The organism is Streptomyces sp. NPDC004065, from assembly GCF_044903565.1.
Lineage (GTDB): Bacteria > Actinomycetota > Actinomycetes > Streptomycetales > Streptomycetaceae > Streptomyces.
This window is the reverse complement of the sequence record NZ_JBJDQT010000005.1, coordinates 220,327-245,361: the sequence shown is the minus strand read 5'-3', so window position 1 is coordinate 245,361 and position 25,035 is coordinate 220,327. Positions and strand designations below refer to the sequence as shown.

At 73.6% G+C, this 25,035-nt stretch carries 21 protein-coding genes; 18 read left to right on the top strand and 3 right to left on the bottom strand.

The genetic code is table 11. From position 1 onward, the window contains the following. Positions 1–529: 529 nt before the first annotated feature. Together ACI2LW_RS09530 and ACI2LW_RS09525 are read left to right on the top strand one after the other, a co-directional pair. Positions 530–1,636 (top strand): sugar ABC transporter substrate-binding protein, encoded by a 1,107-nt coding sequence (locus tag ACI2LW_RS09530; RefSeq protein ID WP_404730593.1) that lies wholly within the window; start codon positions 530–532, stop codon positions 1,634–1,636. A 193-nt stretch (positions 1,637–1,829) separates the two neighbouring features. Then, positions 1,830–2,879: a LuxR C-terminal-related transcriptional regulator gene (locus ACI2LW_RS09525; protein WP_404730592.1), complete on the top strand. Its 1,050-nt coding sequence runs from the start codon at positions 1,830–1,832 to the stop codon at positions 2,877–2,879. A 78-nt stretch (positions 2,880–2,957) separates the two neighbouring features. Here ACI2LW_RS09525 and ACI2LW_RS09520 read toward each other — a convergent pair whose 3' ends face one another. Continuing rightward, positions 2,958–3,902, bottom strand: coding sequence for a helix-turn-helix transcriptional regulator (locus ACI2LW_RS09520; protein ID WP_404730591.1), 945 nt, complete (start codon positions 3,900–3,902; stop codon positions 2,958–2,960). A gap of 170 nt (positions 3,903–4,072) precedes the next feature. Between ACI2LW_RS09520 and ACI2LW_RS09515 the strand changes: the two genes are divergently transcribed. Continuing rightward, a complete protein-coding gene (locus ACI2LW_RS09515; protein WP_404730615.1) occupies positions 4,073–4,258 on the top strand; it encodes a hypothetical protein in 186 nt (61 codons plus the stop codon). Between the two features lies 1 nt (position 4,259). Then, positions 4,260–4,595 carry a hypothetical protein gene (locus tag ACI2LW_RS09510; RefSeq protein ID WP_026252727.1) on the top strand — a complete coding sequence of 112 codons (336 nt, stop codon included), beginning with the start codon at positions 4,260–4,262 and terminating at the stop codon, positions 4,593–4,595. Positions 4,596–4,963: 368 nt separating this feature from the next. Here ACI2LW_RS09510 and ACI2LW_RS09505 read toward each other — a convergent pair whose 3' ends face one another. Continuing rightward, the gene (locus ACI2LW_RS09505) at positions 4,964–5,383 is read right to left on the bottom strand and encodes a pyridoxamine 5'-phosphate oxidase family protein (RefSeq protein WP_404730590.1); all 420 of its coding nucleotides are present in this window, start codon (positions 5,381–5,383) and stop codon (positions 4,964–4,966) included. A 168-nt stretch (positions 5,384–5,551) separates the two neighbouring features. Here ACI2LW_RS09505 and clpB point away from each other — a divergent pair, with 168 nt between their 5' ends. Together clpB and ACI2LW_RS09495 are read left to right on the top strand one after the other, a co-directional pair. Beyond that, positions 5,552–8,149, top strand: coding sequence for an ATP-dependent chaperone ClpB (clpB, locus tag ACI2LW_RS09500; RefSeq protein WP_404730589.1), 2,598 nt, complete (start codon positions 5,552–5,554; stop codon positions 8,147–8,149). Positions 8,150–8,569: 420 nt separating this feature from the next. Further along, entirely contained in the window at positions 8,570–9,103 is a 534-nt protein-coding gene (locus tag ACI2LW_RS09495) for a YbjN domain-containing protein (protein ID WP_404730588.1), read from the top strand. A 294-nt stretch (positions 9,104–9,397) separates the two neighbouring features. Here ACI2LW_RS09495 and ACI2LW_RS09490 read toward each other — a convergent pair whose 3' ends face one another. Beyond that, positions 9,398–10,594: a pyridoxal phosphate-dependent aminotransferase gene (locus ACI2LW_RS09490; RefSeq protein ID WP_404730587.1), complete on the bottom strand. Its 1,197-nt coding sequence runs from the start codon at positions 10,592–10,594 to the stop codon at positions 9,398–9,400. Between the two features lie 295 nt (positions 10,595–10,889). Between ACI2LW_RS09490 and ACI2LW_RS09485 the strand changes: the two genes are divergently transcribed. The 12 genes from ACI2LW_RS09485 to ACI2LW_RS09430 all read left to right on the top strand — a co-directional run bounded on the left by ACI2LW_RS09485 (position 10,890) and on the right by ACI2LW_RS09430 (position 24,886). Then, positions 10,890–11,276, top strand: a complete 387-nt coding sequence (locus ACI2LW_RS09485) for a hypothetical protein (RefSeq protein ID WP_404730586.1) — start codon at positions 10,890–10,892, stop codon at positions 11,274–11,276. A gap of 356 nt (positions 11,277–11,632) precedes the next feature. Next, on the top strand, positions 11,633–12,160 hold the full coding sequence (locus ACI2LW_RS09480; RefSeq protein WP_404730585.1) for a DUF2617 family protein: 528 nt from the start codon (positions 11,633–11,635) through the stop codon (positions 12,158–12,160). A 261-nt stretch (positions 12,161–12,421) separates the two neighbouring features. Next, complete coding sequence (locus ACI2LW_RS09475) at positions 12,422–14,140, top strand: polyamine aminopropyltransferase (protein ID WP_404730613.1); 1,719 nt, start codon at positions 12,422–12,424, stop codon at positions 14,138–14,140. 319 nt (positions 14,141–14,459) lie between these two features. Next, positions 14,460–15,596 (top strand): SRPBCC domain-containing protein, encoded by a 1,137-nt coding sequence (locus tag ACI2LW_RS09470; protein WP_404730584.1) that lies wholly within the window; start codon positions 14,460–14,462, stop codon positions 15,594–15,596. 614 nt (positions 15,597–16,210) lie between these two features. Further along, positions 16,211–16,999: an aldose 1-epimerase gene (locus ACI2LW_RS09465; protein WP_404730583.1), complete on the top strand. Its 789-nt coding sequence runs from the start codon at positions 16,211–16,213 to the stop codon at positions 16,997–16,999. Between the two features lie 10 nt (positions 17,000–17,009). Next, complete coding sequence (gene pyrE, locus ACI2LW_RS09460; RefSeq protein WP_404730582.1) at positions 17,010–17,558, top strand: orotate phosphoribosyltransferase; 549 nt, start codon at positions 17,010–17,012, stop codon at positions 17,556–17,558. A 161-nt stretch (positions 17,559–17,719) separates the two neighbouring features. Next, a complete protein-coding gene (gene fbaA, locus ACI2LW_RS09455; protein ID WP_404730581.1) occupies positions 17,720–18,751 on the top strand; it encodes a class II fructose-bisphosphate aldolase in 1,032 nt (343 codons plus the stop codon). 279 nt (positions 18,752–19,030) lie between these two features. Next, positions 19,031–20,635 carry an MFS transporter gene (locus ACI2LW_RS09450; protein ID WP_404730580.1) on the top strand — a complete coding sequence of 535 codons (1,605 nt, stop codon included), beginning with the start codon at positions 19,031–19,033 and terminating at the stop codon, positions 20,633–20,635. A gap of 4 nt (positions 20,636–20,639) precedes the next feature. Beyond that, positions 20,640–21,053, top strand: coding sequence for a DUF3151 domain-containing protein (locus tag ACI2LW_RS09445; protein ID WP_404730579.1), 414 nt, complete (start codon positions 20,640–20,642; stop codon positions 21,051–21,053). Positions 21,054–21,480: 427 nt separating this feature from the next. Continuing rightward, positions 21,481–22,338: a tryptophan 2,3-dioxygenase family protein gene (locus tag ACI2LW_RS09440; protein ID WP_404730578.1), complete on the top strand. Its 858-nt coding sequence runs from the start codon at positions 21,481–21,483 to the stop codon at positions 22,336–22,338. Next, complete coding sequence (locus ACI2LW_RS09435; protein ID WP_404730577.1) at positions 22,331–23,656, top strand: kynureninase; 1,326 nt, start codon at positions 22,331–22,333, stop codon at positions 23,654–23,656. The genes ACI2LW_RS09440 and ACI2LW_RS09435 overlap by 8 nt, the downstream gene beginning before the upstream one ends. Positions 23,657–23,926: 270 nt before the next feature. Then, positions 23,927–24,886, top strand: a complete 960-nt coding sequence (locus ACI2LW_RS09430; protein ID WP_404730576.1) for an alpha/beta hydrolase — start codon at positions 23,927–23,929, stop codon at positions 24,884–24,886. The last annotated feature ends 149 nt before the right edge of the window (positions 24,887–25,035 follow it).

Here is a 25,035-nt window from a genome sequence, read left to right as displayed (position 1 = left end):
CCAGCGCACCTGGCACCTGAACGACCTGCTCGCCACCCCCCACCGGACCCCGGCCCCCACCCCCCCCCCCCCCGCCCCCCCCCCCCCCCCCGCGGGCCCCCCCCCCCCCCCCCCCCCCCCCCCCCCCCCACTCTGTCCCCGGGCTGTCCCCGGGCTGTCCCCGGGCTGTCCCCGGGTTCGTCCGTTGTACGTCCGTGGGAGTCCCGTGTGGGGCTGTGGGCGGCTTCTCGCGGGTTTCCGGGGGCCGGTGCGAGTGTGGCCGACTTCGTTCGTTCGCCTGCTCGACGGGCGCCCGCCGGGCCCGCCCGGGGCGGAGGACGGGCGACCGTGCCGTGGAGGGTCCGTAAAGGGTGTTTGGAGGGGGTTACGTGAGATTCCGCAGGGTCTTCACAGGGCTCGCGCAGCGTGGTGTTGTCATCTCGTTAAGTGGTTTCGCTTGACGCCGGTGCCCGCCTCCGCGTTGGCTTTTCAGTCACCTGGGTCGCAATGCTGCGCCCTCGTCCGGAAGGCACCAGAAGTGAGTACCTCGATGCGTCGTATCGCCATAGCCGTGGCCGCGTCCACGCTGACCCTCTCGCTGACGGCCTGCGGGGCGCTCGGCGGCTCCGGGAGCAGTGCGGACGCGAGTCCCACCAAGGGCAACGACGTGACGGTGGGTCTGCTGCTGCCGGAGACGGCCAACACCCGCTACGACAAGTTCGACTACCCCATCATCAAGAACAAGGTCGCCGAGCTGACGCGCAACCAGGGCCGCGTCGACTACGCCAACGCGGACGCGGACGCCGACAAGCAGGCGAGCCAGATGCAGCGCATGATCGACGACAAGGTCGACGTCATCCTGGTCGACGCGGTGGACTCGCACGCCATCGCCGGCGTGGTGAAGAAGGCCAAGGACGCGGGCATCCCGGTCATCGCCTACGACCGGCTCGCCGAGGGCCCGATCGACGCGTACATCTCCTTCGACAACGAACTGGTCGGCGAGGTGCAGGGCCGCTCGCTGCTGGAGGCGATGGGCTCCGAGGGGGGCAGCGCCGCGAAGATCGTGATGATGAACGGCTCGCCCACCGACCCCAACGCCAAGCAGTTCAAGCAGGGCGCCCTGAACCAGCTCAACGGCAAGGTGACGATCGCCGCGTCCTACGACACCAAGGACTGGAAGCCGGAGAACGCCGAGGCGAACATGGCCCAGGCGATCGGCAGGATCGGCAAGGGCAACGTCCGCGGTGTCCTGGCGGCCAACGACGGCATGGCGGGCGCTGTGATCAAGGCGCTCACGAATGCCGGCGTCAGCAAGCTGCCCCCGGTCACCGGCCAGGACGCCGAACTCGTCGCGGTGCAGCGGATCCTCACCGGCGAGCAGTACATGAGCGTGTACAAGTCCTACCCGGCGGAGGCCGAGAACGCCGCCGAGATGGCCGTGGCCAAGGTGCAGGGCAAGGACATCCAGTTCGACTCGCTGACCCGGGACAAGGTCACCAGCCCCACCAACAAGGACATCCCCTCCCAGCTGGTGTCCGTGGTCGCGCTGACCAAGTCCAACATCAAGGACACGGTCGTCGCCGACGGCATCTACAAGGTGTCCGACATCTGCACCGCGCAGTTCAAGTCCGCCTGCTCCCAGGCCGGTCTCAAGTAGGCCCGCGCGCCTGTCCCGTCACGGTTCGCCGGCCGCCGTCACCTTGCTGCAATGCGCCAGACGGAGGCCGGTGCACACCGGGTGAAACCGGCGGTTTTGGGTGGGCGGGCTCCAGGGAGCCGTGTTGCACAGCCGGTCCGGTCCGCGCATAGTTGCGCTGCGGAAGCCGCGGAAACCGGGGGTGTGATGGGCCATGGCCGGGCACGGGACCGAGCATCCACACGGTGCCGACCGACTGTGCGAGGCCGGGGATCGCGTGTATTCCCGGGCCGTGCGGCGCGGGCGGGTGCCGCGCCGGGACGCCGAGCCGGTGCCGTGCCTGCTTGAGCTGGCCCTGCTCCACCCCGACCCCGACGACATGGACTTCCTGGTGCCGACCGCGCCGCAGGAGGTCATCACCCGGCTGCTGCGCGGGATGTACGACCAGGTCAGCGAGAGCCACCGCCGGGTGGGCTCGGTGGTGGCCGCCTTCGAGCGGTACGCCGGGCTGGGCCGCCAGGTGCAGGCGCCGCCCGCGGCGGGCGAGGGCGCCGCGATCCGGGTGCTGGACGGTCTGTCGCGCATCCAGGCGGCGATGGACGAGGCCACCGAGGCGTGCACCACGGAGGTGCTCACCGTCCAGCCCGGCGGCATCCGCCGTGAGCACGAGCTGTCGGAGGGCCTGCACCGGGCGCTGGAGCTGCGCCGCCGCGGGGTGCGCATGCGCGACCTCTACACGCATGTGGCCCGGCACGGCCAGGGCCTGCTCAACTACCTGGAGCTGATGGGCGACACGGTCGAGGCGCGCACCCTGGACGAGGTCATCGACCGGCTGATCCTGTTCGACCGCACGGTCGCCTTCGTGCCGGCCAACTCCGACCGGACGATGGCCCTGGAGCTGCGCCATCCGGCGCTGGTGGGCTATCTGGTGACGGTCTTCGAGCGGCTGTGGCGGCTGGCGATCCCGCTGACCGCGCCGCTGCCCGAGACCGGCATCGAGGGCATCTCCCACCGCGAGCAGTCCATCGCCGCGCTGCTGGCGGAGGGCCACCAGGACGCGGTGATCGCCGAACGGCTGGGCATCAGCGTGCGCACCTGCCGGGCCCACATCGCGCGGCTGTCGGAGACGCTGGGGGCCGCGAGCCGTACCCAGCTGGGTGTGCGGATCGCCCAGGCCGGCCTGGACGGGGCGCCGCGGACGGCCGGGACGGCCGCGGTGGGCGTCCCCGGTGCCGCGGGCGGGAAGTCCCCCACCGCCCGGTGAGTGCGCCCGGTGAGAGTGCGCCCGCCCTGAGAGTGCCCTGCCGGGCCCCGCTCGCGCCGCCCGCTCCCGCCGCCTGGCTCAGTGGCCCTGCTCGAGGATGCCCGACTGCGCGATCAGGTAACCGAGTTGGGCGCGGGAGCCGCTGCCCAGCGCGGTGGCCAGCTTGGCGATGTGGGCGCGGCAGGTGCGCACGTTCATGCCGAGCCGGCGTGCGATGGCCTCGTCGACATGGCCTTCGACCAGGAGCTTGGCGATGGAGTGCTGGATCTCCGTGATGCCGTCCGGGGCGGTCTCGTAGGGGGTGCCGGCGCTGAGCGGGACCGCGCGGCTCCACATGAACTCGAAGACCTTGATCAGGTAGCGGACCAGGCCGGGGTGGCGCAGCTCCAGCGCCACCTGCTGGTCGTCCCGGGTGGGGATGAAGGCGACCGTCTCGTCGCAGATGATCAGGCGCTCCACCAGCTCGTCGATCGAGCGGTACTCCACCTTGCCGTCGGCCAGCCGCGCGGCGTAGGCCAGCTTCTCCTGGCTGTAGCGGGCGGTGTGCTGGTAGAGGGTGCGGATGCGCACCCCGCGCTCGATCAGCGGCCGGTCGCGCTCCAGCCCGCGCAGGACACTGCGTTCGGAGACCCGGTCGCTCGGCTGGACGGTGAGCATCTCCGTGTGACACTGGGCGGTGGCGAGGTTGAGCGCGGTGTTGATCCGCTCGCTGCCCTCGAGCACCGTGATCGAGCCGCCGCCCGACGCGGCCTGGCCGCCGAGGGCCATGAACGGCTCAAAGGCGTCCGCGATCTCCATCGCGGTCCGGCGGCGTTCGTTGATCTCCCGCTCGATGGGGGTGAGCCGCTGGGCGAGGGCGAGCGCCGGGGGCATGGGGCGCAGCCAGTTGGGGTCGTCGGGATCGGGGTGGAGCAGGGCGAATTCGACCAGGCAGGGCGCGGGCTCGGCGTCCGTGCGGGCGATCCGTCCAGCGCGCAGGGCGGCGGCGTAGAGCCGACTGCCCTCCGGGCACAGCTCGTTCATCGCATGGGGATGTGTCGCATTTATGTGATTCGTAGCCAAATCTCCACCCCCCAGGGTCCTGAACATGCAGGAACATGATGCACCGATTGTGTGGCCATGACGTGCCCGAATGAGCCATCGTCATACGTGACGGGGGAAAAGGGGACCTTCAAGTGAGGACGAAGCCGATTATGCGTAACAGACTGCTTCGCTCGGTGCTTGTCGCCGCCTTCTCCGCCGTTGTTGCCCTCGGCGCGCTGAGCGGCCTCTCCGGGGCGAAGAGCGATGTTCGGGCGAACAGCACCTGGCCGCTGGTGGCCGAGAACTCCGCGACCGCCGGCGGCGCCGAAGCCGTGACAGGTGGATCCGGGAGCTGATGTGACCACACCACCCGACGACCGCTCCTTCCGCCGCGAAATGGCCACCGCGTACCGCTCCGGCTGGCACTTCATCGACCTGGTCACCGCCATCCCCCACAGCGGTGACTCGCTGATGGTGACCGTCTTCGGCGAGCCGGTCGTCGTCACGCGGGACGAGGACGGAGACGTACGGGCGTACCGGTGTCTGCGACGTCCTCGGGGGGCGCCGCAGCCCGTACGGTGTGCCATCCGATATGGAATGATCTTCGTCAATCTGGACCAGCGGGACCACCGGCAGGTGGCGCCGGAGCCCGCCGACATCAGGACCATCTCAGCCACCCCCCGCAGTGCCTGACGCGATTCCCCCGTCGTAAAAGATCGCTCAGGTGCTTCCCCCCGCAGCGGCGTCACCGTGACCTGAACACGGTGACGCCGCTGCAGTTTCGCCCGGAAGATCCGGGTATCGCCCCGGTCACGCACCGGCCGGATCACGCCACTCGCGGGCCCGCCGGCTCGCGCACCCGTCGGCTCGCGCACCCGTCGGCTCGCGCACCCGTCGGCTCGCGCGCCCGTGGGCTCGCCCGCTGCCCCGCGTGTACCGGCGCGTGGGCCCGGCCCCGCCGTGCCGCGCCCCCTCGGCATCCGCCGGGCCGTTCACCGCCCGTCCGCCGGTCCTTCCGCCGGCCCGTCCGCCGCGGTCCGCCGGGCCGTCCGCCGGCCCGCTCACCCGCGTCCCAGTGCCCGGGTGAGCTCGATCTCGATCACCACGCGGGACGGGTTGGGCGCCGGCGTCCGCTCGTAACGCTCCGCGTAGCGCCGTACGGCCTCCTCGATCCGCTCCGGCTCCGTGCGGACGTACGCGCGGCCCTCCAGCGTCGCCCAGCGCCGCCCGTCCACCTGGCACACCGCGACCGGCGCCCCCTGCGCACCGGCGGCCCGCACGTGCGCCACCTTGGCGCTCGCCTTGTTGGTGATCACCCGGGCGAGCCGCGCCCGAGGGTCGTAGGTCACCCCGACCGGCACGACGTGCGGGGTGCCGTCCGGGCGGAGCGTGGTCAGCGTGCACAGGTGCCGCTCCCGCCAGAAGCTCAGGTAGGAGGCGTCGGGTGCGCCCGGGTCGAGGGAATACGTGGTGGAGGCCATGCACCGGAACCTAACCCGGCGGGGCCGCCGGGGCCCAGGAAGACGGTCCGGGCGGCCCTCCCGGTTCTGCCTTGAGTGGAATAGACTCAACTTTGTGCACGTAGGACGAGTCAGCACTGGGAGACGTGGCGACAAGCCGAGCCGACGCCGAGGAGGAGTGAAGCGACCGTGGACGCCGAGCTGACCAACAGGAGCCGGGAGGCGATCAACGCGGCCGGCAACCGGGCCGTGACCGAGGGCCACCCGGACCTCACCCCCGCCCATCTGCTCCTCGCGCTGCTCGAGGGGCAGGACAACGAGAACATCATCGACCTGCTGTCCGCCGTCGACGCCGACCAGGCGTCCGTGCGGGCGGGCGCCGAGCGGGTGCTCGCCGGGCTGCCCAGTGTGACCGGCTCCACCGTCGCGCCCCCGCAGCCCAGCCGCGAGCTGCTCGCCGTGATCGCGGACGCGCAGTCCCGGGCCAGGGATCTCGGGGACGAGTACGTGTCCACCGAGCACCTGCTCATCGGCATCGCGGAGAAGGGCGGTGCGGCCGGCGAGGTGCTCGCCCGGCAGGGCGCGAGCGCGAAGAGACTGCAAGAGGCATTCCGGAAGGTGAGGGGAGGGCGCCGGGTGACCACACCCGACCCCGAGGGCCAGTACAAGGCCCTGGAGAAGTTCGGCACCGACTTCACGGCCGCGGCGCGCGAGGGCAGGCTGGACCCGGTGATCGGCCGGGACCAGGAGATCCGCCGCGTCGTGCAGGTGCTGTCCCGCCGTACCAAGAACAACCCGGTCCTCATCGGCGAGCCGGGCGTCGGCAAGACCGCCGTCGTCGAGGGGCTCGCCCAGCGGATCGTCAAGGGCGACGTGCCCGAGTCCCTGAAGGACAAGCGGCTGGTCGCCCTGGACCTCGGGGCGATGGTCGCGGGCGCGAAGTACCGCGGTGAGTTCGAGGAGCGGCTCAAGACGGTGCTGGCGGAGATCAAGGACTCCGACGGGCAGATCATCACCTTCATCGACGAGCTGCACACGGTCGTCGGCGCGGGCGCCGGCGGCGACTCCGCCATGGACGCCGGCAACATGCTCAAGCCCATGCTGGCCCGCGGCGAGCTGCGCATGGTCGGCGCGACCACGCTCGACGAGTACCGCGAGCGCATCGAGAAGGACCCGGCGCTGGAGCGGCGCTTCCAGCAGGTGCTGGTCGCCGAGCCGACCGTCGAGGACTCCATCGCGATCCTGCGCGGACTCAAGGGCCGCTACGAGGCCCACCACAAGGTGCAGATCGCCGACAGCGCGCTGGTCGCCGCCGCGACCCTGTCCGACCGCTACATCACCTCCCGCTTCCTGCCCGACAAGGCCATCGACCTCGTCGACGAGGCGGCCTCCCGGCTGCGCATGGAGATCGACTCCTCGCCCGTCGAGATCGACGAGCTCCAGCGCGCCGTGGACCGGCTGAGGATGGAGGAGCTGGCGCTCAGCAAGGAGACCGACGCGGCCTCGCGCGAGCGGCTGGAGAAGCTGCGGCGCGACCTCGCCGACCGGGAGGAGGAGCTGCGCGGTCTGACCGCCCGCTGGGAGAAGGAGAAGCAGTCCCTCAACCGGGTCGGTGAGCTGAAGGAGAAGCTGGACGACCTGCGCGGCCAGGCCGAGCGCGCCCAGCGCGACGGCGACTTCGACACCGCCTCCAAGCTGCTGTACGGCGAGATCCCGGGCCTGGAGAAGGAACTGGAGGCCGCCTCGCAGGCGGAGGAGGAGGCCGCGCGGGACACCATGGTCAAGGAGGAGGTCGGCCCGGACGACATCGCCGACGTCGTCGCCTCCTGGACCGGCATCCCCGCCGGGCGGCTGCTGGAGGGCGAGACGCAGAAGCTGCTGCGCATGGAGGAGGAGATCGGCAAGCGGCTCATCGGGCAGACCGAGGCCGTGCGCGCCGTCTCCGACGCCGTCCGCCGCAGCCGCGCGGGCATCGCCGACCCGGACCGGCCCACCGGATCGTTCCTCTTCCTCGGCCCGACGGGCGTGGGCAAGACCGAGCTGGCCAAGGCGCTCGCCGACTTCCTCTTCGACGACGAGCGGGCGATGGTCCGCATCGACATGTCGGAGTACAGCGAGAAGCACAGCGTCGCCCGGCTGGTCGGCGCACCGCCCGGATACGTCGGCTACGAGGAGGGCGGCCAGCTCACGGAGGCGGTCCGGCGCCGGCCGTACAGCGTGGTGCTGCTGGACGAGGTGGAGAAGGCCCACCCCGAGGTCTTCGACATCCTGCTGCAGGTGCTGGACGACGGGCGCCTGACCGACGGCCAGGGCCGTACGGTCGACTTCCGCAACACCATCCTGGTGCTGACCTCGAACCTGGGCAGCCAGTTCCTGGTCGACCCCCTCACCAGCGAGGCGGAGAAGAAGGAGCAGGTCCTGGAGGTGGTCCGGGCCTCGTTCAAGCCCGAGTTCCTCAACCGCCTGGACGACCTGGTGGTCTTCTCGGCGCTGACCAAGGAGGAGCTGACCCGGATCGCGAAGCTGGGCATCGACCGCCTGGCCAGGCGGCTCGCGGAGCGCCGTCTCACGCTGGACGTCACACCCGAGGCGCTGGCGTGGCTGGCCGACGAGGGCATGGACCCGGCCTACGGCGCGCGTCCGCTGCGCCGCCTGGTGCAGACGGCGATCGGCGACCGGCTCGCCAAGGAGATCCTCTCCGGCGAGATCAAGGACGGCGACACGGTCCGCGTCGACCGCTTCGGCGACGGACTCCTGGTGGGCCCGGCGACGGGCAAGACCCTGTAACCGGGCCCCACGCCCTGGACCGGTCCGGGGCGCGGCCACCGTCCTCCCGCGCCCGCCCGGCCCGTCACCCCCGGCGGTGGGGTGACGGGCCGCGGTCCGTGCGCCGGTCACCCCGTGAAGGCGAAAGTCGGTGAAGTGGTCCAGGGCGGTGCCGTGCGCCTCGTCCACCACGGGGTACTCGGAGTCGGACAGGACAAGGGACAAGGACAAGGCCCACGAAGGCGACGAGGACGGGCCGGACGGCCTCGCCGGTCCGCTCCGTGCCCGGGCCACGACTCCACCTCCATCCGCACTCCATCCACAGACGTCCACCCGTCGGCCGGATCGTGTCAGCCCAGGGCTGACAGGGCCCCGGTGGGCTTGCCACCACCCTCCCCGGATGGGGGAGGATGGCGGGATCCGTACGAAGGGAAAAACACGGTGAGCATCGACCCGTCCTCGATTCCGAACTTCGGGGGCCAGCCCGAGCCGCAGCCCCAAGGACCGGCGGGCCCCGTCGTCCCGGATCAGGACCTCGTGAAGCAGCTCCTGGACCAGATGGAGCTCAAGTACGTCGTCGACGAGGAGGGTGACCTCGCGGCGCCGTGGGAGCAGTTCCGCACCTACTTCATGTTCCGCGGCGAGGCCGACCAGCAGGTCTTCTCGGTGCGGACCTTCTACGACCGGCCGCACAAGATCGACGAGAAGCCGCAGCTGCTGGAGTCCGTCGACGACTGGAACCGCCGGACCCTGTGGCCCAAGGTCTACACGCACACGCACGACGACGGCACCGTCCGCCTCATCGGTGAGGCCCAGATGCTGATCGGGATGGGCGTGAGCCTGGAGCACTTCGTCTCCTCCACGGTCAGCTGGGTACGGGCGGCGATCGAGTTCGACCGCTGGCTCGTCGAGCAGCTCGGCCTGGAGCAGGACGTCAACGACGCGGACACGCCCGGGGACGAAGAGGAGGAGTAGTCCCTCCGGCCCGCACGCCGACACCGCGGAGGCGTCCAGGCACGCCCCGCGAGCGACCGAGAGCCCGGCCAGGACACAGGCCCACCGGCCACGCCCAGGACCGGGCTCTCGCGCGCCCGGCCGGACCCGCGAGCGGCTGCTGGCCATGCGGGCCGGGCCCGGCGTCACTTCGGCGAGCTCGGCGTCACTTCGGCGAGGCCGAGGAGACCGGGCTGCGCGCCGACCAGAAATCAGAGAGGACCCAGACGTAGGGGAGTCCCTTGGATTCTGCTTCCTGCCGCTTCGCGTAGGCCGTCAAGCCAGGGTCTTGAGGCGGGCGGCTGCCTCCTGGAGGACTTCCGGTTGTTTGCAGAAGGCGAAGCGGACGAAGGGGGCGCCCTGTTCGCGGTGGTCGTAGAAGACGGCGTTGGGGATGGCGACCACGCCCGCCCGTTCCGGCAGTGAGCGGCAGAAGGCGAAGCCGTCGGTCTCGCCCAGCGGGCGGATGTCGGTGGTGACGAAGTAGGTGCCGGCGGGGCGGAAGACGCCGAAGCCCGCCTGAAGCAGTCCCTCCGTCAGCAGGTCCCGCCGGGCCCGCATGTCCTCGCGGAAGCGGGCGAAGTACGCCTCCGGCATGGCCAGCGCCTCGGCCACCGCGTACTGGAACGGCCCCGACGCCACATAGGTCAGGTACTGCTTGGCCGAGCGGACCGCCGTCACCAGCGCGGGCGACGCCGTGATCCAGCCGACCTTCCAGCCGGTGAACGAGAACGTCTTGCCCGCCGAGCCGATCGTCACCGTCCGCTCGCGCATCCCGGGGAAGGAGGCGAGCGGCACGTGCTCGGCGTCGTCGAAGACCAGGTGCTCGTACACCTCGTCCGTGACCACCAGCAGATCGCGTTCCACGGCGAGCTCCGCGATCGCGGTGAGTTCCTCGCGGGTGAGCACCGTCCCGGTCGGGTTGTGCGGGGTGTTGATCAGCAGCAGCCGGGTCCGGTCGGTGACCGCCGCGCGCAGCTCGTCCAGGTCGAGACGGAAGGCCGCCTCCCCTTCGAGGTGCGGCCGCAGGGTGACGGGGACGCGCCGGCCGCCGGCCATCGCGATGCAGGCGGCGTACGAGTCGTAGTACGGCTCCAGCGCGACGACCTCGTCGCCCGGCTCCAGCAGCGCCAGCAGCGCGGCGGCGATCGCCTCGGTGGCGCCGGCCGTCACCAGCACCTCGGTGTCCGGGTCGTACGACAGCCCGTAGCGCCGCAGCTGGTGCGCCGCGACCGCCGCGCGCAGCTCGGGGACGCCGGGGCCCGGCGGGTACTGGTTCCCGCGCCCGTCGCGCAGCGCCCGCACGGCCGCCTCGCGGATCTCCTCCGGGCCGTCGGTGTCGGGGAAGCCCTGCCCGAGATTGATCGCGCCGGTCCGTACGGCCAGCGCCGACATCTCGGCGAAGATCGTCGTCCCGAACTCGGCGAGCCGGCGGTTGAGGAGCGGGCGTGCGCTGGAGGTCATGGCGGCCATCCTGCGCCGAAGCCGTGGACTTCCTCAACAGGGGCACGGCTGGTGTCGGGTTCGGGGCGCCCTGGGGCAGGTGGCCGGCGTCGTGTTCCCGCACCGGCGACCAGCCGGCCTCAATCTGTGCATCGGTGCAGGTCGGGGGCCTTTTCTGTGTGCTGACCCTCAGAACTTCCTCAAGTGTGCTTTGGCCGTCGGAGCGGCCGGGCATGTCCCGGTCACGCAAGTGCGAGGCGCCCACGGGGGGCCGCTTCGGGGGACCTCCGGCGCACTGCCCGGGGGACGGAGAAAGGGGGACGCCATGACCTTCGTCATCGTCCTGGTGATCGCCGTGCTGTTCGTGGCCGCCGCGTCCGCGGCGCGCAGGAGCCGTCGAGCCGGCCGCAACGCCGGGACGCGCGGACTGCGGGTGCGGTCGTACGGCGCCGGGAGGAACGGGCGACGGCGGGCGCGGTCGTACAGCGCGAGCGGCGGCACGGGTGGCGGCGGCACGAGCTGGTGGGCGGGGGACGACGGCTCGTCGTCCGGACACCACTCGGGCGGGCACCACTCGGGTCATCACTCGGGCGGGCACGACTCCGGTGGCCACTCCGGCGGCCACTCCTGCGGGGGGCACTCCTCGTGCGGCGGCGGTTCCTCCTGCGGGGGCGGGTCGTCGTGCGGGGGCGGATGCGGTGGAGGCAGCTGACACGGGGCAGCCGAGCTCCGAAGGGGGAACCGCATCCCTGGGGCGTCCGCCGGACCGGCGCGTCCGGCGGGCGCCCGAGCGCCGCCACGTGCTTCCACGCGCCCGGTCGCGCGCCCAGGCGCGAAGCTTGGTTGAACAGTTGAGCTGTGCAGCCCTCTAGGGGATGGAAACACCACGAAGTTGGGTAAAAACGCTGTGGCGACGCCACCGTTCATGATTCCCTCTACGTCACCGACGCAGCCCCTGGGACGCCCTGCGCCCACCCCACCAGATCTGGGCTGACCGGGCCGCCTCCCTGTGCCGACGGGGCGCCGGCCCATTCCTCACCTTCTTCTGCGTGCTAGCGGAGCCGATCCATGCTCACGACCCTGAACACCTCCTACACCGACACGCGCGCGGCCGACCTCGCCTGGGCACTGGGGCGCGAGCCGTTGCCCGCGCTGGCCACCCTGGACCTCGAACTGGACGACACCAGGCTGCAGTTGCGGCTGCTCGGCGCGTCCCACCAGGTGCTCCTGGAGGAGGAGCGGGGCCTGTGCTCGGAGACGGTGGCGTGCCTCGCGGGCCCCAGCACGCCCCTTCCGCTCGGCGTCGCCAAGCGGGTCGGCGACTGGGAGTACGAGTTCGCGGCCCGCGTCGAGCTGCTCTCGCCCGTCCGGTTCGCGGGCCGCGCCCAGGAGTTGCTCGACCTCGTCTCCGACCACCCCCACGGTCTCGCGGGCGTCTTCCCCGGCAGCCCGCACGCGTTCACCGCGATGCTCGTACAGCGCCACGAGGGCCAGGTGCACTGGCGGACCTGGCACGCCTACCCGCAGGACGGCCAGCTGGTGGCCACCCGGACGAGGGTGGGGGAGCGCCGGCGCGCTCCGATGCCGGTCAACTGAGCGCTGTCGAACGGGTGATGCCACGGCGAGGCGGTTTTCCACACGTGTGGGTGACGAAGCGTCCCTCACCCGTGACGTAACGTCGCAGTCGTGATCGAACCGCACGCCCCGGCCCCGCCCGCCCCGGCACCCTCCGGGGCTCCGTCCGGCCCCGAGCCCTACGGAGCGGAGCCGTACGGAGCGGAGTCGTCCGGTTCGGAGCTGTCCGGTTCGGAGCTGTCCGGTTCGGAGTCGTCCGGTCCGGAGTCGTCCGGTCCGGAGCTGTCAGGTCCGGAGTCGTCCGGAGCGGCCCGGGCCGCCGTCGCTCGCGTCCGGACGGCACCGTGCCCGGCCGGGCGTGCCGGGCTCCCGGTCCGGCCGGGCACGGGCCGGTTCCTCGTCCTCGTGGGCGTCTTCGTCTGCGCGGCCTGCGGACTCGTCTACGAGCTCGAACTCGTCGCGCTCGCCTCGTACCTGATCGGCGACTCGGTCACCCAGGCCTCCGTCGTGCTGTCCGTCATGGTGTTCGCCATGGGCATCGGCTCGCTCGCCGCCAAGCGCCTGCGCCGGCACGCCGCCGTGGCCTTCGGCGTGATCGAGGCGGCGCTCGCCCTCGTCGGCGGCTGCAGCGCCATGGTGCTGTACGCGGTCTTCGCCTTCACCGGCGGCTGGGGCGGGGTGTGGACCGACGGCCCGCGCTGCCTGCTGGTCGCCTTCTCGCTGGCCATCGGCCTGCTGATCGGTGCCGAGGTGCCGCTGCTGATGGAGCTGATCCAGCGCATCCGCCGCCAGGACGCGGGCGGCGCGGTCGCCGACCTGTTCGCCGCGGACTACGTGGGCGCGCTCGTCGGCGGACTCGCCTTTCCCTTTCTCCTGCTGCCCCGGCTGGGCCAGTTGACCGGGGCGCTGCTCACGGGCGCGGTCAACGTGGTCGCCGGGGGTGCCCTGGTGCTCGGTCTGTTCCGGCGGGACCTCGGCCCGCGCGGCCGGTGGCTGCTGCCGGCCGCCACCCTCGCCGTGCTGGCGGTGCTCGGCACCGCCGCCGCCCTGGTCGGCGACTTCGAGCGGGCGGCGCGGCAGGCGGTGTACGGCGCCGGGGTCCGCGTGGCGGGCGGGACCGGCGTCCAGGAGGTGGTCCTCACCGGCGGCACCCGCGGGCGGCCCCTCAGCCTGTTCCTCGACGGACGGCTGCGGGCCGGCGGCCGGGACGAGCGCCGGTACCACGAGGCGCTCGTCCATCCGGCGCTGGCCGGCCCGCACACGCGCGTGCTGATCCTCGGCGGCGGGGACGGCCTGGCCGCGCGCGAGGTGCTCCGCCACCCCGGGGTCGCCCGCGTGGACCTCGTCGAACCCGGACCGGGCATCGTCCGCCTGGCACGCACCGACCCGGCCCTGTCCCGGCTCAACGGGCACGCGTACGCCGACCCGCGCCTCCACGCGACCACGGCCGACGCCTTCCAGTGGCTGCGCGGAGCCCCACCGTCGGCGTACGACGTGGTGATCGAGGATCTGCCGGACCCCGGCATCACGGCCGGCGCCAAGCTGTACGCCGAGGAGTTCTACGGCCTGGTGCGCAGGGCGCTGGCCCCCGGCGGCCGCCTGGCGGTGCACGCGGGGCCGGTCTCCGCGCGCCCGCGCGCGTTCTGGACGGTGGAGGCGACGGTCCGCGCGGCCGGGCTGCGCACCGCCGTCTACCGCGTGGACGGCGGTGCGCAGCCCGGACCCGGACCCGGACCCAGACCCGGCCACGACCCCGGACCCGGCGCCGGACCCGGCGCCGCCGCCGGATCCGATCGCACGGCCGCCCGGGCGCGACCCCCCGCGGACTGGGGCTTCGTCCTGGCCTCCCGCGCGACCCCCGTGCTGCGGCTGGACCCACGGGGCCCCCGTCCGCACACCCTCACCGATGCCGCCCTGGCGGCGGACGCCCGTGCCGCCCGCCGCACCTGCGTCCCGGGCCTGCTTCCGTCGACGCTGGTCAGTCCTCGTTACGGCGACTGACGAACCGTTCCGTCCCGTGCGGCCCGTCTGGTGCGGCCCGTCCTGCGCCTTCTCGTGCGGCGCCTCGCATGCGGCCCTTCCCGTGGAGCCCGATCCGTGCGGCGCCTCCCGCGCCGTCCGTCCGGGCTTCCCGAGGGCTCTCTTGCCGGCGGGCCCGGGGGGCGTTCGCGCCGCGCCGTGCTGTGCCGTGCCGTCCGTGGCGTGCCCTCCGCCCCGTGTCGTCCCTGGCGGGGCTCCTCGGGGCCGCGGGCTCGAACACGGCACCGGTTGCGGTCAAGGGGAGGGCTTTACCGGCCGCCACTGGGTACGCTCGGCTGACATGGAGCACGAGGTGTTCGTTCCGGTTCCGGTCCAGCGGCTGCGGGAGGCGCTCGCCGACCCCGCGCGGGTGGCCCGGGCGGTTCCCGGGCTCCAGCAGGACGCGGGCACCGAGCCCGTCGCCGGCCGCCTGAAGGTGCGGATCGGCAGTCACTCCATCACCTATCGCGGCAGCCTGCGGATCGGCGCCCGGGACGACGGGACGTACGCCGTGGAGGGCGAGGCCACCGAGTCCCGCGGCGCCGGCGCGGTGAAGCTGGCGCTCATCCTCGCCGTCCGCGGGAGCGGTTCCGGCTCGACCCTCGTCGTCGACGGCACCGTCACGGCCGACGGCCGCGTCACCGAACTCGCCCCCGAGTCCGTGCGGACCGCCATGACCCGCCTGCTGAACCGTTTCGCGGAGAACCTGGCCGAGGCAGCGGGCGACACGGCGACGGACGGACCCGGCACCGGGGTCGCCGAGCCCGCCGGTGATGCGTCCGCCGGTGATGCGTCCGCCGACGACGTGTCCGCCGACGACGTGTCCGCCGACGACGTGTCCGCCGCCGACGAGTCCGGCACCGACGAGTCCAGCATCCCGCGATTCGGCACCCCCGAAGCCCTGGCCACCGAGGACTTCGCCCCGCAGTCGGCCGGCGAGTTCGAGGCGGCCCCGGACGCCGACGACGCACCCGTGCCGCCGCCGGTGGAGGGCTCCGCGCCGCCCGGGCAGGAGGCCGGGCCGCGGCCCCCCGCGCCCGCCGAACACACCTCGGTCTTCGACACCGAGGTCCCACCGCCCTCCCTCGACCCGCTCGCCGACGACGAGGAACCGGGCGAGGACCGAGGCGAACGGGAGGAGGGCACGGAGCCGGACGACACCGCCGAGGCGACCCCCTCCGAAAGCCTGCCGGAGAGCGTCTCCGCGACCTTCGAGGAGGCCGAGGAGTCGCCGGCCGAGGCGGCGCACGCTCGCCGGACCATGATCGGGCGCAGTGCGGAGGAGGTCGACCACGCGCCGCCGCGCGGCCGCTACGCCCCCGTCCCCGCCCCGCTCACCGTCTCCGGCAACCCGGCCCTGCGCTGGGCGGCGCCCGCCGCGGCGCTGGTCGTCGCCTCGGCGATCGTCCTCGGCCGGGCCCTGCGCCGCCGCCGCTGAGCCCGCGCGGGGCTGAAGGCCGCGGACGGGCAGACCGGCGAGCGCCGGCCGCCCCGCGCGGACGGGTCCGGGCGGGTAGGCGGGCTCGGGTGGACTGCTGGGTTGGGCTGAGCAGGCGGGCGTGCCCCGACCGCCGACCGCCGGGCGGGGCGGACGGGTGCGGGTCGGCCGTCGGCCGCAGGTGGGCAGACGGGCGTGACCCGACCGTCGGCCGCGCGCGGGCGAACAGGTGCGGGTCGGCCGTCGGCCGCGGGCGGACAAACGTGCGCGCTGGCCGCCCGGCGCGGACGGGCAGACGTCGGCCGCCGGGCGGGGCGGATGGGTTCAACCCGACCGCCGGCCGCGGGCGGGCAGACGGGTGTGCCCCGACCGTCGGCCGGCGGCCGGGTGCGGGCCGTCCGCCGGGCACGGGCGGCCAGACGGGTGCGGGTCGACCACCCTGCACTGGCGGGGCAGACGGGCGCGCGCCGGCCGCCGGCCGCGGGCGGGCAGACGTGCTTGGGTCGGCTGTCCGGCGCGGACGGGCAGACCGGCGCGCGGCCACCCGCCCGGCGCGCGGCCACTCGCCGGGCGCGGCGGGAAGGTGGTCTTGATCGGCCCAGTAGCCTCGTTCCGTGAGTAACGAAGACATCACGCTGACCGCGGGTGACGCGGAGGCGACCGTGCAGCCGGGCAACGGCGGCCGCATCGGGGGACTGCGCGTCGGCGGCCTCGAACTGCTCCGCCAGGGCGAGCGCTTCGGCTGCTTCCCGATGGTCCCCTGGTGCGGGCGCATCCGCGACGGCCGGTTCCGGGACGGCGCCACCGTGCACCAGATGCCGCTCAACTCCCCGCCGCACGCCATCCACGGCACCGCCCGCGACGGCGCCTGGCGCACCGCCCGCACCTCGGCGCGCGAGGCCGTGATCACGTACGACCTCACCGACCCCTGGCCGTACAGCGGCCGGGTGACGCAGGTGATCTCCCTGGCCGAGGACGCGCTGACCCTGACGATGTCCGTGGAGACGTACGAGTCGTCCTTCCCGGCCCAGATCGGCTGGCACCCGTGGTTCCGCCGCAACCTCGGCGCGCAGGACGTACGGCTGGACTTCAGCCCCGCCTGGCAGGAGGAGCGCGGCGACGACCACCTGCCCACCGGCCGGCGCACCGACCCGAAGCCGGGCCCCTGGGACGACTGCTTCGGCATGCGGGGCGGCGTCGCCGTCACCCTGACCTGGCCGGGGCAGCTGGAGCTGGAGGTGACCAGCCCCGAGGAGTGGGTCGTCGTCTACGACGAACAGGACAGCGCGGTGTGCGTGGAGCCGCAGACCGGGCCGCCCGACGGCCTGAACACCCACCCGCGCCTGGTCACGCCGCTGGAACCGCTGGAGGCGACGACGACCTGGACCTGGCGCCGCGCTTAAGCTGACTGCCATGAGTGACGCACGTGGCGAGCTGCTGCAGCAGATCAAGGACAAGGCCGTGGTGCACGGCAGGGTGACGCTGTCGTCGGGCAAGGAGGCGGACTACTACATCGACCTGCGCCGCATCACCCTCGACGGCGTGGCCGCCCCGCTCGTCGGTCAGGTCATGCTCGACCTGACCGCGGACCTGGACTACGACGCGGTCGGCGGTCTGACCCTGGGCGCGGACCCGGTGGCCACCGCGATGCTGCACGCCTCCGCCGCGCGCGGGCGGACGCTCGACGCGTTCGTCGTCCGCAAGGCCGGCAAGGCGCACGGTCTGCAGCGCCGTATCGAGGGCGCGGAGGTGGCGGGACGCCGGGTGCTGGCCGTGGAGGACACCTCGACCACCGGCGGCTCGGTGCTGACCGCCGTCGAGGCGCTCAGGGAGGCCGGCGCCGAGGTCGTCGCGGTCGCCACGATCGTGGACCGGGCGACGGGCGCGGCCGAGGCGATCGCCGAACAGGCCGGTGTCCCCTACCTGTTCGCCTACTCGAAGGACGACCTGGGCCTGGACTGACGTGCCGACCGGGTCCGGCGCCGCGACCCGGTCATCCACAGGCTGGACAGGATGGCCTGAGCATCGGGTCTCTTCTGCGAAGATGGGGCCGACGATGACGTCACCCCCTAGGTCAGGGCCGTAAGCACGCAGAAGCACCCGCACATACAAGGAGCGGACAGATGCCCATCGCAACCCCCGAGGTCTACAACGAGATGCTCGACCGGGCGAAGGCAGGCAAGTTCGCCTACCCGGCCATCAACGTGACGTCCTCCCAGACCCTGCACGCGGCCCTGCGCGGGTTCGCGGAGGCGGAGAGCGACGGCATCGTCCAGATCTCCACGGGTGGTGCCGAGTTCCTCGGCGGCCAGTACAGCAAGGACATGGTCACCGGCGCCGTGGCGCTGGCCGAGTTCGCGCACATCGTCGCGGAGAAGTACCCGGTCAACATCGCGCTGCACACGGACCACTGCCCGAAGGACAAGCTCGACGGGTACGTGCGTCCGCTGATCGCCATCTCCGAGGAGCGCGTCAAGAGCGGCCGGAACCCGCTGTTCCAGTCCCACATGTGGGACGGCTCCGCGGAGACCCTCGCCGACAACCTGAAGATCGCGCAGGAGCTGCTGGCCCGCGCCGCCGCCGCGAAGATCATCCTCGAGGTCGAGATCACCCCGACCGGCGGCGAGGAGGACGGCGTCAGCCACGAGATCAACGACAAGCTGTACACCACGGTCGACGACGCGGTCCGCACCGCCGAGGCGCTGGGCCTCGGCGACAAGGGCCGCTACCTGCTGGCCGCCTCCTTCGGCAACGTGCACGGCGTCTACAAGCCGGGCAACGTCGTGCTCCGCCCCGACCTGCTGAAGGAGCTCAACGAGGGCGTCGCGGCGAAGTTCGGCCGCCCGGCCGGCAGCCAGCCGTTCGACTTCGTCTTCCACGGCGGCTCCGGCTCCACGGAGGAGGAGATCCGCACCGCGCTGGAGAACGGCGTGGTGAAGATGAACATCGACACCGACACGCAGTACGCGTTCACGCGTCCCGTGGCCGACCACATGTTCAAGAACTACGACGGTGTCCTGAAGGTCGACGGCGAGGTCGGCTCGAAGAAGACGTACGACCCGCGTACCTGGGGCAAGCTGGCCGAGGCCTCGATGTCCCGGCGTGTGGTCGAGGCCTGCACCCACCTGCGCTCCTCGGGCACCCGGCTGAAGTAACACCACAGCCGCGTGCCGGACGGCGGCCGCACCCTCTCCGGGGGCGGCCGTTCGTCCGGGCGCCGGGAGTGGCCGTTCGCCCGGTGGCGGCCGCCCGTCCGGGCGGGGCCGTTCGTCCTGTGGTGGCCGCCCGTCCGGGGGCGGCCGTTCGTCCGGCGGTGGCCGCCCGTCCTGAGGTGGCCGCTCCTTCGCGGGCGAGGGCCGCGTGAGCCCGCCCCCGCGGCGCGCGGCCGTCCCCCAGACCTGGCCCGCCGGCGCCGGGCGGGGGAGGATCCAGGCATGGGCACGGGCACCGGCGGGCAAGACCCCGCACAGCCGCAGCGGACCCCGGCCGTGAGGATCTCCAGCCCCACGGGCCGCTGGATCCTGCTCGCCACCGTGCTCGGCTCCAGCATGGCGATGCTGGACTCGACCGTCGTCAACGTCGCCCTCCCGCGCATCGGCGAGGACCTGGACGCCGGCCTCGCCGCGCTCCAGTGGACCGTCAACGCCTACCTCGTCACCCTCGCCGGCCTGCTCCTCCTCGGCGGCTCCCTCGGCGACCGCTACGGCCGCTGCCACGTCTTCGTGGCCGGTGTCCTCTGGTTCGCCGCGGCCTCGCTCCTGTGCGGCATCGCGCCGAACGCCACCGTCCTCATCGCCGCCCGCGCCCTGCAAGGCGTCGGCGGAGCCCTGCTGACCCCCGGCTCCCTCGCCCTCATCCAGGCGTCCTTCCACCCCGACGACCGGGGCAGAGCCGTGGGCCTGTGGTCCGGCCTCGGCGGCATCGGCGCCGCCGTCGGCCCGTTCCTCGGCGGCTGGCTCGTGGCCGGCCCCGGCTGGCGCTGGATCTTCCTGCTCAACGTCCCGCTCGCCCTGATCTGCGCGCCCGTCGCCGTACGCCATGTCCCGGAGTCCGCCCGCGAGCGCGCCGACGGCCGCTTCGACGTGCTCGGCGCCGCGCTCGGCGCGCTCTCCCTCGCCCTGGTGACCTACGCCCTGATCGAGGCCGGCCACGGCTCGCTCGCCGTGCCCCTGACCGCGGCCGCCGGAATCCTCACCGGCGCCGCCTTCGTCCACGTGGAGAGGCACCGCAGCGATCCGATGCTGCCGCCCGGCATCTTCGCCTCCCGCCAGTTCACCGCCGTCAACCTGGTCACCGTGTGCGTCTACGCGGCCTTCGGCGGCTTCTTCTTCCTCACCGCCCTCCAGCTCCAGGTCGTGGCCGGTTACTCCCCGCTGCGCGCGGGCACCGCCCTGCTCCCGACGACCGTGCTCATGCTGCTGTTCTCCGCCCGTTCCGGCGCCCTCGCCGACCGCGTCGGCCCGCGCCTGCCGCTCACCGCGGGCCCACTGCTGTGCGCGGTGGCGATGCTGCTCATGCTGCGAGTCGGCAAGGACGCCGACTACCTCACCGACGTCCTGCCCGCCCTGCTCGTCATGGGCGCCGGCATGGTCGTCCTGGTCGCCCCGCTGACCGCCGCCGTGCTCGCCTCGGTGGACACCTCCCGGGCGGGCCTGGCCAGCGGCATCAACAACACCGCGGCCCGCGCGGCCGGCCTGCTCGCGGTGGCCGCGCTGCCGCTGCTGACCGGGATGGGCCCGGAGGCGTACCGCTCGGCGGACGCCTTCGACGCCTCCTTCCGCCGCGCCATGCCGATCTGCGCGGGCCTGCTGGTGGCCGGTGCGGTCCTCGCCTTCGCCACGGTCCGCCGCCCCGCCCCGGACTGCCGCAGGCCCGAGTGCCGCGTCCACGGCAGTGTGACCGCGCCCCCGCTGGAGGGCGGCCGGCCCCGGGGCGCGGCCCGCCCGGCCGCCACCGCCTCCCCTCCCACCGCCTTCCCTCCCGCCATCTCCCCCAGGGCCGACGCGCCGACGGACCCCGACACCGATGCAGCAGACTGAACCCATGACGATTCACGAGAACCTCCTGGGCGGCCCGCCCCCCACCCACCTGCCCGACGACCCGGGCCCCCGCGAGCTCCTGGCGAAGGGCACCCCGTCCGCCGAGGTCGCCGCGCGGTACCCGGCGTCCTCGCTGGCATGGGCGCAGCTGGCCGACGAGGCGTTCGAGCGGGGCGCGGCGGTGGAGTCGTACGCGTACGCCCGTACGGGCTACCACCGCGGCCTGGACGCCCTGCGCCGCAACGGCTGGAAGGGCCACGGCCCGATCCCCTGGGAGCACGAGCCGAACCGGGGCTTCCTGCGCGCCCTGCACGCCCTCGCCCGCGCCGCCGGGGAGATCGGCGAGCAGGAGGAGTACGAGCGCTGCTCGCAGTTCCTGAAGGACTCCTCGGAGACGGCCGCCCGGACCCTGGGCTGAGCGGGAGCGCCTGGATGGGCCGCCGGTCCGGGTCGCCGGTCCGGGCCGCCGGGCGGGGAGGCCGGGCTGTGGGACCGCCCGACCTCCGGGCCCCCTGACCTCCGGGCCTCCTGACCTCCGGGCCTCCTGACCTCCGGGCCTCCTGACCGGCCGGGCCTCCGGGACCCAGGGTCCCGGGGGCCGCCGACTGCACGGCCGCCGGACGGAGAGGCCGATGGTCCGCCGGACCCAGGGACCCACGGGCGGACCCCGGTCCGCCGTCCGGCCCGCGGTACCCCGCCGCCCGCTCACCCGCCCGCCCGCGCGAGCGCGCCGGGCGGGCCTTGCGAACCGCGCGCGTGGTGCGCAGGATGCCGGTGGGGACCGGGGCCCCCGTGCCGGCATCGGCAGGGGCGGACCGCTACCCGGAGTTCAACAGGAGACAGCGATGGCCCACCAGGCTCATCCGAACCCTCAGCCCGCTGAGGCCTCTGAGCCCGAGACCCCGCATCTCGACTTCCAGGGCACGACGCCGTACGAGGACTACGTCAAGGCGGACGTGCTCACCCACCTGCAGCACACCCTCTCCGACGATCCCGGAGAGATGGTCTTCCTGGTCACCACCCAGGTGATGGAGCTGTGGTTCACCGTCATCGTGCACGAGTGGGAGACCGCCGCCCGCGCCCTGCGCTCGGACGACGTACCCACCGCGATCGCCGCGCTGAAGCGGTCGGTGCGCGAACTGGAGGCGCTGAACGCCTCCTGGAAGCCCCTCGGGCAGCTCACGCCCGCCCAGTTCAACTCCTACCGCGGCGCCCTCGGCGAGGGCTCCGGCTTCCAGTCGGCCATGTACCGCCGCATGGAGTTCCTGCTCGGCGAGAAGTCCGCGTCGATGCTCGTCCCGCACCGCGGCGCACCGCGCGTCCACGCCGAGCTGGAGAAGGCGCTGCACGAGCCCAGCCTGTACGACGAGGTGCTGCGGCTGCTCGCCCGGCGCGGGCACGCCGTCCCGGACGCCGTGCTGCACCGCGACGTGGCGCTGCGCTACGAGCCGTCCCCCGAGGTGGAGGGCGTCTGGACGGCGGTGTACTCCGGTGACGGCGACGACGCGCTCGCCCGTCTCGGCGAGGCGCTGACGGACGTCGCCGAACTGGTGTGGCGCTGGCGCAACGACCACCTGGTCGCGACCCGCCGCGCCATGGGGGCCAAGCCCGGCACGGGCGGCTCGGCCGGTGTGGCCTGGCTGGAGAAGCGGGCGCAGAAGAACGTCTTCCCCGAGCTGTGGACGGCGAGGTCCCATGTCTGACACCGGAGCGTGGTCCGAGCTCGCGTCGAAGGCGGAGAAACTGGACGCCGCGGACGAACTGGCCGCGCTGCGCGACCGCTTCGTCCTCGACGAGGTGGTGTACCTGGACGGCAACTCGCTGGGCGCGCTCCCGGCGAACGTGCCGGACCGGGTCGCGGACGTCGTCCGCCGCCAGTGGGGGCGGCTGCGCATCCGCTCCTGGGAGGAGAGCGGCTGGTGGACCGCGCCCGAGCGGATCGGCGACCTGATCGCCCCGCTGGTCGGGGCGGCGCCGGGCCAGATCGTGGTGGGCGACTCCACGAGCGTCAACGTCTTCAAGGCCCTGGTGGCGGCCGTACGGATGGCCCGCGCGGACGGCGGGGGCACGGCGGACGGCGGAGGTACGGCGAGCGGCGGCAGCACGGCGGCCGGCGGCACGGCGGGCGACGGGCGCGGCGGGCGGGACGAGATCCTGGTCGACGCGACCACCTTCCCCACGGACGGCTACATCGCACGGTCGGCCGCCCGGATGACGGGCTGCACACTGCGCCCGGTCGCCCCGGCCGAGGTGCCCGGCGCCCTGTCCGACCGCACCGCGGCCGTCCTGCTGAACCACGTCGACTACCGCACCGGCCGCCTGCACGACCTGCCCTCCCTCACGGCCGCCGTGCACGCGGCGGGGGCGTACGCCGTGTGGGACCTGTGCCACAGCGCGGGCGCCCTGCCGGTGGGGCTGGACGAGCACGGGGTCGGCCTGGCGGTCGGCTGTACGTACAAGTACCTGAACGGCGGCCCGGGATCGCCCGCGTACCTCTATGTGCGCCGCGAGCTGCAGGACCGTTTCGACTCGCCGCTGCCCGGGTGGAACTCGCACGCCGAGCCCTTCGGGATGCGGCCGGAGTACGAGCCGGTGGCGGGGGCGCGGCGCGGCCGGGTGGGCACGCCCGACATCCTGTCCATGCTCGCCCTGGAGGCGGCGCTCGAGGTCTGGGACGGTGTGCGGATCGAGGCCGTGCGGGCCAAGTCGCTCGCGCTGACGGACTTCTTCCTGGAGTGCGTGGCGGCGTACGTGCCCGACGGGCGCGTGGAGTGTCTGACGCCGGTGGCGCACGAGGAGCGGGGCAGCCAGGTGGCGTTGCGCTGTCCCGCCCCCGGCGCCGGGGACGCCGTCTCCGAGGCCGGGGACGTGATGAAGCGGCTGATCGGGCGGGGCGTGGTCGGCGACTTCCGCCACCCGGACGTGCTGCGGTTCGGGTTCACCCCGCTGTACGTCGGCTTCGCGGACGCGGAGCGGGCGGCGCGGGTGCTGGCTGAGGTGCTGGAGAGGGGAGGGGCGTAAGGGCTCGGGGGCGGGACCGGGACCGGGGTTCGCGGGTCGGGGCCGCGGCCGGAACCTGGGTTCGTGGGTCGGGCTCGATCGGGCTCGGTCGGGCTCGGTAGGGGGCGGGGCCGGGGGCTCGCGGCGTGGGCCGGTGAGCCCCGCGGTCGCGGGGCTCACCGAGCGTGACATCCGCGTGTGGGCGCACGTGGCCGGCCTGGTACCGTCCCCGCCAACCGCGGATCACCTGCCTGGTCCGCCAATCCCGTTCTGCCGTTGAGAGGTTGGAGCATGCCGGACGACGCCGCACCCTGGGATGCCGACACCGCGGGGCGAGCCGCCGCGGAGGAGGATTCGGCCTTCTCGCACGCGCCCGTCGACCCCGACGCGACGGCCGCGTACGGCGAGCACCCCGACCAGGTGATCGACTTCTACGCACCGCGCGGCAGCGGCAGCGGCGGCGGCACTGGGACGGGCACTGGCGCGGGAGCCGGTACCGGCCCCGCCGGCGCCGCCGCCTCGGTCCCGCTCGTGGTGGTGCTGCACGGCGGTGCCTGGCGGGCCCCCTACGACCGCCGGCACATCAGCCCGTTCGCCGCCTTCCTCGCCCGCCGGGGCTTCGCCGTGGCCAGTGTCGAGTACCGGCGCGGTCCCGCGGACGGAGCCGAGGACACCGCGGCGGGCCCGGTCGCGGGCCGCTGGCCGGACACGTTCGACGACGTGGCGGCGGCGCTCGACACGCTGCCCGCGCTGGTGCGCGAGACGCTGCCGCAGGCGGACACGCGGCGCACGGTGGTCACCGGGCACTCGGCCGGAGGCCATCTCGCGCTGTGGGCGGCGGCCCGGCACCTCCTGCCGGCGGACGCCCCCTGGCGCACCCAGGGCCCGGCGCCCCTGCGGGGCGTGGTCGCCCTGGCCCCGATCGCCGACTTCTCGGTGGCCGGGAAACTGGACGTGTGCGGCCAGGCGGCCCTCCAACTGCTCGGAGGCGAGGAGAAGTTCACCGAGCGCCAGCCCTATGCCGATCCGGCGCTGCTGCTGCCGACGGGCATCGCCACCACTCTCGTCCAGGGGCGCACGGACGTGGTCGTACCGCAGGCCGTCGCCGAGTCCTACGCGGAGGCGGCGGCGAAGGCCGGCGAGGTGGTGGGCCTGACCCTGCTGGAGGGCGTCGGCCACTTCCCCCTGATCGACCCGGCCGTGGACGCGTGCGCGGTGGTGGCGGAGGAGATAGCCCAGCTGGCGTGGTGAATCCGGGCCGCCCCGGGCCGTCCCGGCTCTCCCGGGCATCCCGGCTCTCCCGGGCATCCCACGCCGCCTCGGGACATCCCCGGCCGCCTCGGGATATCCCTGGCCCTTCCGGGACGTCCCCGGCCCGGCCCGTCCCGGGCCGGGCGCTC

Bases quoted from the DNA above. Each gene is read 5' to 3' on its own strand.
- ACI2LW_RS09490 (WP_404730587.1), bottom strand. From the start codon at position 10,594: ATGGCCGCCATGACCTCCAGCGCACGCCCGCTCCTCAACCGCCGGCTC.
- ACI2LW_RS09440 (WP_404730578.1), top strand. From the start codon at position 21,481: ATGGCCCACCAGGCTCATCCGAACCCTCAGCCCGCTGAGGCCTCTGAG.
- ACI2LW_RS09435 (WP_404730577.1), top strand. From the start codon at position 22,331: ATGTCTGACACCGGAGCGTGGTCCGAGCTCGCGTCGAAGGCGGAGAAA.
- ACI2LW_RS09445 (WP_404730579.1), top strand. From the start codon at position 20,640: ATGACGATTCACGAGAACCTCCTGGGCGGCCCGCCCCCCACCCACCTG.
- ACI2LW_RS09525 (WP_404730592.1), top strand. From the start codon at position 1,830: ATGGCCGGGCACGGGACCGAGCATCCACACGGTGCCGACCGACTGTGC.
- pyrE (WP_404730582.1), top strand. From the start codon at position 17,010: ATGAGTGACGCACGTGGCGAGCTGCTGCAGCAGATCAAGGACAAGGCC.
- ACI2LW_RS09530 (WP_404730593.1), top strand. From the start codon at position 530: ATGCGTCGTATCGCCATAGCCGTGGCCGCGTCCACGCTGACCCTCTCG.
- ACI2LW_RS09485 (WP_404730586.1), top strand. From the start codon at position 10,890: ATGACCTTCGTCATCGTCCTGGTGATCGCCGTGCTGTTCGTGGCCGCC.
- ACI2LW_RS09450 (WP_404730580.1), top strand. From the start codon at position 19,031: ATGGGCACGGGCACCGGCGGGCAAGACCCCGCACAGCCGCAGCGGACC.
- ACI2LW_RS09430 (WP_404730576.1), top strand. From the start codon at position 23,927: ATGCCGGACGACGCCGCACCCTGGGATGCCGACACCGCGGGGCGAGCC.
- ACI2LW_RS09520 (WP_404730591.1), bottom strand. From the start codon at position 3,902: ATGAACGAGCTGTGCCCGGAGGGCAGTCGGCTCTACGCCGCCGCCCTG.
- ACI2LW_RS09515 (WP_404730615.1), top strand. From the start codon at position 4,073: ATGCGTAACAGACTGCTTCGCTCGGTGCTTGTCGCCGCCTTCTCCGCC.
- fbaA (WP_404730581.1), top strand. From the start codon at position 17,720: ATGCCCATCGCAACCCCCGAGGTCTACAACGAGATGCTCGACCGGGCG.
- ACI2LW_RS09470 (WP_404730584.1), top strand. From the start codon at position 14,460: ATGGAGCACGAGGTGTTCGTTCCGGTTCCGGTCCAGCGGCTGCGGGAG.
- ACI2LW_RS09480 (WP_404730585.1), top strand. From the start codon at position 11,633: ATGCTCACGACCCTGAACACCTCCTACACCGACACGCGCGCGGCCGAC.
- ACI2LW_RS09505 (WP_404730590.1), bottom strand. From the start codon at position 5,383: ATGGCCTCCACCACGTATTCCCTCGACCCGGGCGCACCCGACGCCTCC.